The organism is Bacillus sp. NP247, from assembly GCF_018966865.1.
In the GTDB taxonomy this organism is placed as follows: domain Bacteria; phylum Bacillota; class Bacilli; order Bacillales; family Bacillaceae_G; genus Bacillus_A.
Window position 1 is genome coordinate 5,157,733 of sequence record NZ_CP076653.1, and the last position, 12,488, is coordinate 5,170,220.

Sequence of the window (12,488 nt, forward strand, 5' to 3'; positions counted from 1 at the left end):
AATTTTTGGAGGAGTGTGAAAAAGGATATGAGAGAAATAGAAACAATCGTAATTGGCTCTGGACCTGGAGGATATGTTGCTGCAATAAGAGCTTCACAATTAGGGCAACAAGTGGCAATTATAGAAAGAGGAAATATTGGTGGAGTATGTGCTAACGTCGGCTGTATCCCATCTAAGGCACTTATTTCTGTAGGTCATCGTTTTGAGGAAACAAAGCATTCAGAAAATATGGGTATTTTTTCTTCTGGTGTAAATGTGGACTTCGCAAAAGTACAAGAATTTAAAAACAGCATTGTAAAAAAATTAGTAGGTGGTGTAGAAGGGTTATTAAAAAGCAATAAAGTAGAAGTGATAAAAGGTGGAGCTTATTTCATAGATGCTAACACTATACGAGTAACCAATAAAGATGCAGTTCAAACATATACATTTAAAAATGCAATTATAGCTACTGGATCGCGCCCAGTTGAAATTCCAACATTTAAATTTACAAAACGTGTAATTAACTCTACAGGTGCACTTAGTTTAACTGAAGTTCCAAGTAAATTGGTTGTAATCGGTGGTGGTTACATTGGTACTGAATTGGGCTCTGCTTACGCTTCCCTCGGTTCTATAGTAACAATTATTGAAGGAGGTAAAGATATTTTAACTGGCTTCGATAAACAAATGACTCAAATTGTGAAAGAAGACCTTATAAGCAAAGGTGTTAGAGTAATAGTAGATGCATCAGCTAAAGGTGTTGAAGAAGTTGAAAATGGTGTAATTGTTACCTACGAAATTGGTGGTGAAGAAAAGAAAGTTGACGCTGATTACGTATTAATAACAGTTGGCCGTCGCCCTAATACTGAAAATATGGGTTTTGAAAAAATCGGTATTGAGTTTTCTGACCGTGGTTTATTAAAAGTTGATCAACAATGTCGTACTAACCGTCCGAACATTTCTGCTATCGGTGATATTATTGCTGGTCCACAGCTTGCACATAAAGCATTTTACGAAGGAAAAGTAGCTGCCGAAGCTATCTCTGGTAAACTATCATTTGTTGATTATTTGGCAATTCCAGCAGTTTGCTTTACAAACCCTGAATTAGCAACGGTCGGTTATACTGAAGAGCGTGTAAAGGCAGAAGGCATGGAAGTAAAAGTGGTTCAATCGCCATTTTCAGCAAACGGTCGTGCACTTGTATTAAATGAAGAAAAAGGTTTCTTGAGGCTATTGGTGCGTAGAGAAGATGGTGTATTAGTAGGTGCTCAAATCGTGGGTAATGGTGCATCAGAAATAATTGCCGAAATGGGTTTAGCAATCGAATCAGGCATGACAGTTGCAGACATTGCATTAACACCTCATGCTCATCCAACTTTAAGTGAGATTATTATGGAAGCTGCTGAGACCTTAATTTACAAGTTGAAATAGATAGTAATTTATAAAAATTTAATTGTTTCGCCTTTTAGAAGTTCTAAATAAAATGAAGATGCAGTCTGAAGCTAGAGGACGGAGTAGATCCTTTTTCAAAATCGACAGTACATTTCAAATGATACATTATGGACAATTAATTGAGTTGTTTTTACTAAAAAAGAGACTGTTTGGTTTCTTTTTTGTTCGATTCATTAGAGGTTACAAAGTGAAATCATGAAAAACAAATATGAGAGGAGAATACAAATGAGTCAATTTGTTAATTCAACAATGGAAGGTAAAAACTTTAGTGCTGTTCAAGTAGGAAAATGGGAGGATTTGCTTCAATATAAAAATGGAAATCCATTTAAGGCTCCTGGAAAGGTATTTCTTAAAGATGACTTACAATGTACAGGGATGGAAGTTTCACTAAATATTTTTCCTCCAGGTATTTCGATGTCTTTTTATCATAAGCATAGAGAAAATGAAGAGCTGTATATCTTTGTCAAGGGACAAGGGGAATTCAAGATTGATGATGAAATCCTTGAAATCAAAGAGGGCACTGTCATTAGGGTAGCACAAGAAGGGGAAAGAATTTGGCGTAATAATTCAAGTGAACCGCTCTATTTTATCTGTATTCAAGCTAGGGCAAATACTTTGGAAGAAAGCAATATCGAGGATGGTATTAGGCTAGATAAATCCGTTGAATGGATTGGAAAATAGGTGCTACTGTACGATTAAATATCGTTCCGCTCCTTGTATTTTGTCTTTTGAAGAAAACTTAGCTATAGAAAAGTACACCCAATTGTTAGACTGAATGTAACAATTGGGGTGTACTTCATTGGAAACCAACCATGTTTAAAGAATGACTTTTTTCAATCTTCATTCTATAAAGATTCATTATCCGTACTTGTTCCTCAGTTAGTTCTTCTTTCTTCCAATACATATGCATTAAACTATATTCGAAAATCTCCTTTAATTTAATAAACAATGGAAGCTGCTCTATCATTTCCTTAGGTAGATCATTTTCCTCTTGGTATCCGTCAATTATTGCTTTTGTAATAGAATGCTCATAGTCGACTATATTGCCATTCCCACCGAAAGAATATTCTATCGCACTATAGATTGGAACTATTAAATCGAATATATAAAAATGTTTTTCGCAGTCTTGAAAATCAATCATTGTTAAACTTAAATCTTTTTCAACTAATATGTTTTCTAGCCATAAATCTCCGTGTATAAGGCCGTAATTTGAGGGGTTCTTTGGTAGTTCCTTTATGGAAGATAAAACGTCAGATGCAATCTTTCTTATAGTAGCTTCTTCTTTAGGAATATAGTGAAGAAAATTATATTCTTCATTTTCGTGCCAATGGTTTATATATTTTACCGGTTTTATACTTTCAAATTTTTTAGATACAAGATGCAATTTAGCGATTTGTTGACCAAGCTTTTTAAATACATTGGAATTCCATTCATTTCTTGGTAAATGGACACCAGGAGCAGCTTTATATAATACAGCAAAAACTTCTTTGTCTAATGTTATTTTCTCTACTAAATTCCCCTTTAAAGAAGGTATTATTGGAGGAACTCCTAAGCCATTATTATATAAAAAATCTGTATATCTAACTTCTTCTAGTTGTTCTTCATAGGTTTTATAATTAGTTATTCTAACGAAATAATTACCTTGTAATGCGACACATTGATACATTTCATTTGTTACTGAATGAATGCCAATAAAATCTAATGGATATAGTTCATCAATGTGTTGGAGTATCTCTTTTTCCGAATTAGTCATTTTAAAATCCGTTCCTCTCGCTTTAAGTCTATTTTTTTATTCTAAAATGTAAATGGAATCTAGTATCTTAAGCAAATTCGGGAATCGGTAATAAAAACCCTTCCTTAATGTACGAAGCGGTCTACTTTAATACAAAGTAATTAATTAGCAGACAAATATGAAATACATTTTAATTCAATACAGAGAGTTTGTTTTTTGAATGAAACTATTCATATTTACGTAAGAATTGTATATTGGAAAGTATAGTGAACATGTGACAAACTTAGGTAGATGAGAAAATATGAAATTAAAAGATAATACTGTTATTTAGTAGTTTTATATAATAAACCACAAGAAATATCAAAAGAAAGAAATTGATACCTCTTATAATTTTCGTTGAGGAGTGAAATAAATGAATGAGCATATACAACTTATGATCGATTGGATAGAGGGGAAGTTAAAAAGTGAATTTTCATTAGACGAATTGTCTCATTATATGGGCTATTCTCCTTATTATTGTTCTTTTAAGTTTCATCAAGTAACAGGTATAAGTATTAGGCGTTATATTCTTCTTAGAAGATTGTATTTATCTACTGAGGATTTAAAGAAGGATAGAAAGATAATTGATATCGCCTTTGATTACGAATACTCCTCGCAAGAAGCGTATAGCCGAGCTTTCAAAAATATTTTTGGAATAAATCCGAGAGAATTTCAACTTAACAAAATGCCTATTCAATCATTTGTTAAACTCAATATAAATAATGGAGGAGAGTTTAAAATGAATTTTTCTAGAAAAATTGAAGTTGATCAGTTACGAAATGCGAAGAGTGAGCTGTTTGATAAAGATGTACTAAACATATTAAATGGTCAATTTATGTATGAAGAATTTAAAGGTGAAAAACTAATGGGGGAGTCTGATTACGCTCCATTTAATGAAGCGATGTGTGTAAATGCAACTACTGAACAAGTTTTTGATGAAGAGTTTATTAAAATCAGGGCAGAGGGACATAGCAATTCAACAGAAAATTATATAAAAAAGGTCATTCATCCGTTAGAAGGTCTTTTTAAGCGTGAGTATAAATGTATCGTTTTATGGTTTGGTGAGGACATGTTTTGCCAAATGAACTTGCTCACATTACTTTCCTACCTTGAGCAGTCCGATTATGAGGGGAAAGTATATTTAAATAGCTTTAGAGAAGATGAATTCAAAGTCAGTCAAACTGAACTGAAGTTAGGTAACTATTGTTCTGTATACAAAAAGGTATTGGTAAATCATGAAAAACCATCTGTTGAATTACTTCCAGTGCTGTATCAGGCTATAAACTTATATTTAGATATGTTAAAAGAAGAGAATGCGGTAGTAAAATTCATCTCCAAAAATAAAGATTTACCAACCAAAGAATTATTAAAAAAGTTGTTTCATCTTTTCCCAACAATCGGATATGGAGACTCCCAATACATAGAACTTATCAATAGAATAAAATGAAATATCATTGGATTAATTGACTAAGAAGATGCACCTAAAAGCATAGGTGCATCTTTTTTAATTATATCCGTTCAAGTAATTCCAATTCTTCTTCTACAAATGCCATTAATTCTTTTATTGTTTCACTAGAAAAATCAAAGCGAATTCCAGCTGCTTCATATACTTCTGTTAAGGGTTTAGAGCTACCTAGAGATAATGCTTTTTTATAGTTTTGTAGTGCTTGTTTAGGATTCTCTTTATATTGTTTATACATTTGCAGTGCACCAAGCTGTGCAATCGCATATTCGATATAATAGAATGGTACTTCAAAAATATGTAGTACAGGTAACCAGCCAGTTGCTATCCAATTTTCATAACCTTCAATATTTACCACATTCGATTGGTAAGTGTTATGTAATTCTAAATATTTTTCATTTCTTTCTTTAGCAGTATGACTTGGATTTTCATACATCCAATGTTGGAATTGATCAACGATAATCATTTGTGGTAAATACTTAACAATATCTTTAAAGAAATCTAATTTTGTTTTTATAAATTCTTCTGTATTCTCATAAAATGTATCCCAATACTCCATCGAAAATAATTCCATTGTCATGCTGGCTAGCTCAGCTGATTCTGAAGGGATTTCTAAATATTTTTGTAGCTCTAGCTGCTTCATACATTCATTATGAATACTATGGCCCATTTCATGGAGGAAAGTAGTAACATCATAATGTGTATGATTGAGATTCATAAAAATAAAAGATAGTTGAGAAGCAGGTAAGTGTTCGCAAAATCCTCCAGGTGCTTTTCCTTTACGACTTTCTAAATCTAAGCAATCATTTTTATGCATACGGCTCAATAATGCAGAGAATTCAGGGTCTAGTTTGTGTAAAATATGAGAACTTTTTTCGATTAAATCACTCTCGTCTTCAATAGGTTTTAATACTTTTTGATTTGGTGCGGCTGCTTTTAGATCCCACGGACGAAGTGTATCTACTTGAAGTTCAGCTTTTTTCTCATTAAATATATTATCAATAAGTGGTACAACGTATTTACGAACAGATTCTGCAAGTTCATAGCAATCATCAGCCGTATAATCAAAGCGTTCATATTTTTTAAACATATAATCACGATAATTATCTAATTGAATGTTTTTTGCCTTTTGGTGACGGATTGCAATTAATTCATTTAAAATATGTTGTAAATTATTTTCAACAGATAAGAATTTTTCAGAAATGAGCGTTTTTGCTTTTTTTCGTATATCACGATTTGGATTTTGTAAGTAAGACTGTAGTTCAGTAATTGTTTTTTCTTCGCCATCCCATAGTGCAGTCAAACTGCCTGTGATTTCGAAGTACTCGGTTACTAATTTGTCTTCTTTTACTTCTAAATCAATGTTCTTCTCACAAAATAATGTTTGTGCATTCTTTATTTTTTTATCAAGTATGCTATAAGTTTTTGGATCTAGTTGCATTCGAAATGATGATTCTAAATATGTATTATCAAATGAATTTTGATAACGTTTCAAAAGAGGCCTTACATATTGTTGATCATATTCAAACGTATCTTTTATTTCTTTGTTATCTGTATTACATTGAAAAGCAATATAGTGTGATCTTAATTGTTCTTCGATTTCAGATATTAATTTCGACTGAGCTTTTAGCCAGTTTTCTAAATCTTCTCCAGAAGAAATAGACGTATTTAATAAAGTAGACAAGTCTTTTTCAAGCTCATGTAAATTACGAATATCAATCGTATTAGAGTTCTGCATTATATATCCCTCACTTTTTATTTATTCATAGAGATATTCTTCTTTTTCGTTATAATTCCTTTTTTACCAAAAAAATTTGTGCCTATTACGCCAAGAATAATCATAAGTGTACCGATAATATGATAGTAGGCAATTTGCTCGTGTAAGAATACAACACCTGCAATTATAGTAATAAGTGTAGATAAGTTGCTAAAAACACTTATTTTGGCTGCTTCAATATAAGATAATGAATAGTTTAATAATAAGGCCGTTAGTAAGGATGATAGTAATCCTAAATATAAAATGGATATAAGAAATGTACCGTTTGTAAATGGCTTAAAGTACATAGTTATTGTGCCTTTATTTATATGATCAGCGATAGCGATTAAATTAAAACTAATAAAACCGATTGCTGTCATTGTGTAGGTTAAATCCATTAGCTTGAATTTCTTTGTCATTTTTCGAGCTAATACATTGTAGCAAGCAGATGATAATGCCGATAACAGGATGAGAATAACTCCGATGAAGCTAGTTTCATGGGCACCGATACCATTCATGATAAATATATAAATGACACCGATGACAGAAACGAGTACAGATGTTTTTTGCCATATATTTGTATACTCTTTTAAAAAATAGGAAGCGAGTATCATCGTAAATATAGGGATAGCAGCTTGTATAATTCCAGCCTCAGATGAACTTGTATATACTAGACCAAATGCTTGGAAAGCAAAGAACAGTGCTGGATAAAATATTGCAAGTGGTAAAAGGGCAAGTATGTTTTTGAATGATATATTTAACTTTACAAAACTGGAAATAACCGGAATACTTGCTGCTATGAAAGCAACTGTAAAACGGTGAGCAAGAGTATCAAGAGGGCTCGTAATGGTTAGTGCTAGTTTCACAAACATAAATGAAAATCCAATAATAAATGAATAGAGTAATGCGGATATATATGCTTTTGTTGTATTTGTCATAATTTCACCTCATAGTAGTTGATTTCTTACTGGCCAGTATACGTATATAGTAATCTTTCTGATCTAGTGCTACAATGTGAACAAATACAAACTGTACCGGTACAACTTAAATATTGGGGTGGTAATGATGTATAAGTATTTACATATTTTAAACGATTTAGAAAGTGTGATTCAAAATGGTGAGATAAAAGAAGGAAAGAAATTACCGTCTATACGGTCACTCGTCACGCAATATGAATGTAATAAGGCGACTGTAATACGAGCGCTGCATGAATTAGAAAAGCGTCATATTATTTATTCTGTACCTCAAAGTGGATACTACGTTGTTAAGAAATCTGGGAGTTACATAGAAAATAACGAGATGATTGATTTTGCTTCCTCAGCACCAGATCCAGATGTTTTTCCATACTTAGATTTTCAACATTGTATTAATAAGGCAATTGATACATATAAAAATGATTTGTTTGTATACGGAACACCGAAAGGTTTACCATCTTTAATTCCAGTTATTCAAAAACAGCTGGCAAATTATCAAGTCTTTACAAAAGAAGAAAATATCTTTATCACATCAGGTGTGCAGCAAGCACTTGCTATATTAACTTCTATACCATTTCCGAATGAAAACGAAACGATATTAATTGAACAGCCAACATATCATTTATATATTGAATATCTAGAAATAAATAAAATTCCTGTAATCGGCATTAAACGTACGAATGAAGGAATTGACTTGAATGAATTAGAACGTATATTTCGAACAGGAAAAATAAAATTTTTTTATACGATACCGAGATATCATCATCCACTTGGAACGTCTTATTCTAAAAATGAGAAAGAAAAAATCGTGCTATTGGCCAAGAAGTATAATGTATTTATAGTGGAAGATGATTATTTAGCAGATTTAGAAACAGATTCAAAAGCAGATCCGTTATATAGCTTACATAATTGTAATCATGTCATATATTTGAAAAGTTACTCGAAGATTATTTTTCCAGGTTTACGAGTCGGTGTGGCGGTTATTCCACCGGCTATTGCAAATGCTTTCCATAAATATAAAAAGATTTTAGACATCGATAGTCCAATGATATCTCAAGCTGCTTTAGAAATTTATATAAAGAGTGGTATGTTCGAACGCCATAAAAATAAAATTAAATCCTCCTATAATAATAGATCAAAAAAACTAGCAGAAACATTAGAAAAAATGCAAAATGAAAACCCATTTTTGTTTACATATAATAAGCAAAATACATTGGGAATACACACTTGTTTAGAAATGCAGAAAAACATAGTGACGGAAATACTTATAAAAAAATTAAGTGAAAATCAAATAAGTATTGATTCTATTGATAGAAATTATTTAAATGATTTTCATAAAGAAAGGTTGTTGAAGTTAAACGTATCGAATGTAAAGGAAGATAAGATTGAAGAAGGTATTCGCAAGGTAATTGAGGAAGTAAAACAATTGGGACGTCTATATTTTCAATTTAAAAAAGAATAATACGTATAAGGAGGTTTGTTATGAAACGAAAAATAATAGCCTTGTTTGTATGTATTACTATAGTTATTGGAGCACTTGTAATTATTATCAATAGTAAAGAAAGTGACAAATGTATAGCAGTTGCTATGTATTCGAGAGGTGTTATAGTGGATCATAACAACGAACCTATATCTAATGTGAAAATTTATGAAGATTCCATTAAAAGTAAAGAGCGTGCTATTTCAAATCTACAAGGTGAATTTGAAATTATTAATGGCGTGTGTGGTAAAATTACGTTACAATTTGTTACTCCTGATGGAGAAATCTATACGAAAGAATATGATAGTGAGCATATACCAAAAATAATTAAACTTAGTGATAAAAATGAAGGAGAATGATATGAAACCATTACAGGGTAAAGTTGCGGTTGTGGCCGGAGCAACAAGAGGTGCTGGAAGAGGTATTGCGATGATGCTTGGTGAAGCTGGCGCAACTGTATATGTAACAGGAAGAAGTACAAAAGGGAATTTATCCTGTATGGGGAGAACTGAAACGATTGAAGAAACTGCAGAGCTTGTTACAAGGCAAGGCGGAATCGGAATTGCAGTTCGTGTTGATCATACGGTAGAAGAAGATATTAAAGCATTATTTAAAAAGATTCAAGAGGAACAAAATGGGCAGCTTGATATTTTAGTAAATGATGTTTGGGGCGGAGATCCTTTAACGGAATGGGAGAAACCTTTCTGGGAACACAACCTACATAACGGACTACTTATGCACCAAAGAGCTGTTCATTCTCATATAATGACAAGCCATTACGGTGTACCGTTAATGGTGAAAAATAACAAGGGACTTGTAATAGAAATTACAGATGGTGTCGACTATCAATACCGAGGTAATTTATATTATAGTTTAGCAAAAATCTCAACAATCCATTTAGCAGAAGCTATGGCGAAAGATTTAGAGAAACACGATATTACAGCAATAGCAGTTAGCCCAGGTTTCCTTCGTTCAGAAGCGATGCTAGATATATTTGGTGTAACAGAGGAGAATTGGCAAGAAGGAGCTAAACAAGACCCTCATTTCATCGCATCAGAAACTCCCTTCTTCGTTGGAAGAGCAATCGCAGCTTTAGCAAGTGATTCAAACGTTCATGTAAAAACTGGCCGAGCACTAAGCTCATGGGAATTAGGAAGAGAGTATGGTTTTACAGATATGGATGGTAGAAGACCAGATTGGGGAAAATATTTTGAGGAGAACGTTTTAAATCAAAATTAAGATAGTATAATATTTTTAAGAGCGCTCTTAGTGAAGAGTGCTCTTTTTCATTAATGTAAATATTTACTTAGCATCTTTTTAAAGTGATTTTTATCGTAATTTACATATTGGATAGCTGTATTACGTATTGGATCTCCTGCATAAAACCTTTCGTACAATTCGTGTCTGGATCCTAGTGGACTTCCGACAATATCCCATGCTAATTTAAATAGCTTTGTACGTTGTTCAGCATCTATGTTCGTTCCTTTAAAGTGTTTTTTCAACAAATCCGATATCGGACTTTGGAAATCTTTCATGCTGGAAGGTAGTTGAATAAAGCCACCTGCTCCAATTAATTGTAAAATTTCTATTGCGCGGGGATAATATTTCGAACCAAGATTTCTTGCAGTTTCAATATATTTAAAGTTTGGCAAATATGTTTGGTTCTCATAAATAGTACCTCCAACTTCTGAGGCAATTAGGAGAGCTCGAATTGTTTCAATTTGCATAATTAATTCCCCGAGTTTCTCTTGGACATGCAAATAAGTATTAGCACCGATTGCTTCAGCAATTTCACAAGCGATTGCAGTTATAAATTCGAGCTTTACTAGTAATCGTATAATTGCTTGGTGATAAGCTAAACAACTAGAAGCTACATCTGATTTTATTGCCCATAGTGCTTCAGGATTGTTATAAAGTAAAACACGTTCCCAAGGTACAAATACATTATCGAAGATTAATAGTGCATCCATTTCATCATACTGCGAGCTAATAGGGGAATCAACTGTACTTGAGGATTTATTCGCAAATGGCTCTCTACAAACCATATGTAATCCTGGGGAATTAGCTGCGACAATGAGAAAATGAGCTAAATCTTTTTGAGCGTCAGTCAGCTTTGTTAATGGATAAATTAATAAATCATTTGAATAAGGGGAAGCAGTCCCTATCATTTTTGCACCATTTAAATAAATTCCGTCGGTAGTTTTTTTCGTAATTCTAAGTAATCCTAATTCATTTGCATTCAACGTTGATTCTGTAGATCGATTTATTTGTGGATCACGCTGAACTACACTTATAAATAAGTGTTTATCTCTAGCTTCTTCATAATAAGATGTGATTTTATCTGGAAACTGTGAATCAAATTTTTTATAAAAATATCTTGATACGTACCATCCAGTAAGTCTCGATCTGGCGTAATCGGATAATCTACTCATTACACCGTCTGTAAAAAAGCTCCACGTTTCAAAGGCGGTTCTCCTCATTAATAATTCGTTATAGGAACTTGGAACTAAAAAAGCTGTATGGACAAACTCTTTCGTTTTTGGACTCACATATCCAACAGAGTTTCTTCGTATTGGATCATCGAATAATGAAAATAAATTAGAAATAGTACATAGTGTACCCGCGAAATTTTTGTCTGTAGTTACATCTACTTTCTTTCCATAGAGCCAAACATTTCTTCCATCTTGTAAACTCTTTATATAAGCATCCTTCAAATTTTGCATATTTCCTCCTTCTAAAGACTACTCATATATTTGTACATCTTTTAATGGTGGAGAATATACGTGGAATGTTATTACTGCTGAATCTGTAGCGTTATACATTTTATGCACAGTATCTTTTTTTACGGTGAAAATATTTCCCTTTGTAAATTCTTCAATCCGTTCGCTATTGTTTTCATACGTTATATTTTGTAACGTGCCATTGACTATTAGGATACATCCTAAAGATATTCCGTGATCATGAACAAAAGTCTTTGCTTTGCTTGGAAAATTTAATACTATAATCTCCACAAATTCAGACTTATAGATAACGTTTCTTCCGTATTCGAGATTAGCTGGTGAAGTTATGAAAGGAGATACTTTATGAAGTGTAATATTTAATGATTGAATAGCGTGTATTAAATTGGCCATATCGTAGTTACATAGGTTATTAAACGCTTTTTGTATGTTATGAATCAATTGCATGTAAAACTTCCTCCTAAGCATATGCAGTGAAAGAAAAAGTAATCTCATATTATATAGTACGTAGTTGATTACATAATATTGTATTGAAGCATTTCAAAAAAGTGACTGGTTTTAATTAGGGGAATATCTGTTTTTGAACAAATTGGTAATTAATACCTTTATTTATGTTATGCTTGAACTATACGTATTATCTAGGGGGGATGAAGTATATGGCGGTCCTTTTGGTTGAAAATTTATACCAATTATCAATTGTTTTACTATTACTTTGTTCATTTTGTTTTTATAGATATTTAAAGAAAATGAAAAGGGAAAGAAAGCTTACAGGTTTTGAAATTACGATGTATATCGTGACGCAACTTGCGTATTTCATTTGGGCGGCAACAACTTTTCTTAAAATGTTATCAGAATAGTAATCTTCATGTATGATTAATT

Annotated in this window: 12 protein-coding genes; 7 read left to right on the forward strand and 5 right to left on the reverse strand. The window is 32.4% G+C overall.

Translation table 11 applies throughout. The features are described 5' to 3' along the window. Positions 1 to 27 precede the first annotated feature (27 nt). Together lpdA and KPL75_RS26700 are read left to right on the forward strand one after the other, a co-directional pair. The gene (lpdA, locus tag KPL75_RS26695; protein WP_219918638.1) at positions 28 to 1,407 is read left to right on the forward strand and encodes a dihydrolipoyl dehydrogenase; all 1,380 of its coding nucleotides are present in this window, start codon (positions 28 to 30) and stop codon (positions 1,405 to 1,407) included. Positions 1,408 to 1,653: 246 nt separating this feature from the next. Further along, on the forward strand, positions 1,654 to 2,109 hold the full coding sequence (locus tag KPL75_RS26700; protein WP_002147723.1) for a cupin domain-containing protein: 456 nt from the start codon (positions 1,654 to 1,656) through the stop codon (positions 2,107 to 2,109). A gap of 115 nt (positions 2,110 to 2,224) precedes the next feature. Here the strand turns inward: KPL75_RS26700 and KPL75_RS26705 are convergent, their stop codons facing one another. Beyond that, entirely contained in the window at positions 2,225 to 3,181 is a 957-nt protein-coding gene (locus KPL75_RS26705; RefSeq protein ID WP_219918641.1) for a phosphotransferase enzyme family protein, read from the reverse strand. Positions 3,182 to 3,572: 391 nt separating this feature from the next. On the opposite strand from KPL75_RS26705, the gene KPL75_RS26710 reads away from it, so the two are divergent. Continuing rightward, a complete protein-coding gene (locus KPL75_RS26710; protein WP_002147718.1) occupies positions 3,573 to 4,646 on the forward strand; it encodes a helix-turn-helix transcriptional regulator in 1,074 nt (357 codons plus the stop codon). Between the two features lie 61 nt (positions 4,647 to 4,707). Here the strand turns inward: KPL75_RS26710 and KPL75_RS26715 are convergent, their stop codons facing one another. Together KPL75_RS26715 and KPL75_RS26720 are read right to left on the reverse strand one after the other, a co-directional pair. After that, the gene (locus KPL75_RS26715) at positions 4,708 to 6,399 is read right to left on the reverse strand and encodes a M3 family oligoendopeptidase (RefSeq protein ID WP_219918643.1); all 1,692 of its coding nucleotides are present in this window, start codon (positions 6,397 to 6,399) and stop codon (positions 4,708 to 4,710) included. A 17-nt stretch (positions 6,400 to 6,416) separates the two neighbouring features. Further along, the gene (locus tag KPL75_RS26720; RefSeq protein ID WP_219918645.1) at positions 6,417 to 7,355 is read right to left on the reverse strand and encodes a DMT family transporter; all 939 of its coding nucleotides are present in this window, start codon (positions 7,353 to 7,355) and stop codon (positions 6,417 to 6,419) included. A gap of 127 nt (positions 7,356 to 7,482) precedes the next feature. Between KPL75_RS26720 and KPL75_RS26725 the strand changes: the two genes are divergently transcribed. The 3 genes from KPL75_RS26725 to KPL75_RS26735 are packed head-to-tail and all read left to right on the forward strand — an operon-like array spanning position 7,483 to position 10,110. Then, positions 7,483 to 8,853 carry an aminotransferase-like domain-containing protein gene (locus KPL75_RS26725; RefSeq protein ID WP_219918646.1) on the forward strand — a complete coding sequence of 457 codons (1,371 nt, stop codon included), beginning with the start codon at positions 7,483 to 7,485 and terminating at the stop codon, positions 8,851 to 8,853. A gap of 20 nt (positions 8,854 to 8,873) precedes the next feature. Beyond that, positions 8,874 to 9,230, forward strand: a complete 357-nt coding sequence (locus KPL75_RS26730) for a serine/threonine protein kinase (protein WP_002147709.1) — start codon at positions 8,874 to 8,876, stop codon at positions 9,228 to 9,230. A 1-nt stretch (position 9,231) separates the two neighbouring features. Next, positions 9,232 to 10,110 (forward strand): SDR family oxidoreductase, encoded by an 879-nt coding sequence (locus KPL75_RS26735; protein WP_219918648.1) that lies wholly within the window; start codon positions 9,232 to 9,234, stop codon positions 10,108 to 10,110. Positions 10,111 to 10,160: 50 nt separating this feature from the next. Here the strand turns inward: KPL75_RS26735 and KPL75_RS26740 are convergent, their stop codons facing one another. Both KPL75_RS26740 and KPL75_RS26745 read right to left on the reverse strand, forming a co-directional pair. Then, a complete protein-coding gene (locus KPL75_RS26740; RefSeq protein WP_219918650.1) occupies positions 10,161 to 11,594 on the reverse strand; it encodes a 4-hydroxyphenylacetate 3-hydroxylase family protein in 1,434 nt (477 codons plus the stop codon). An 18-nt stretch (positions 11,595 to 11,612) separates the two neighbouring features. Then, entirely contained in the window at positions 11,613 to 12,056 is a 444-nt protein-coding gene (locus KPL75_RS26745; protein WP_219918652.1) for a cysteine dioxygenase, read from the reverse strand. 209 nt (positions 12,057 to 12,265) lie between these two features. On the opposite strand from KPL75_RS26745, the gene KPL75_RS26750 reads away from it, so the two are divergent. Then, complete coding sequence (locus tag KPL75_RS26750) at positions 12,266 to 12,466, forward strand: hypothetical protein (protein ID WP_219918654.1); 201 nt, start codon at positions 12,266 to 12,268, stop codon at positions 12,464 to 12,466. The last annotated feature ends 22 nt before the right edge of the window (positions 12,467 to 12,488 follow it).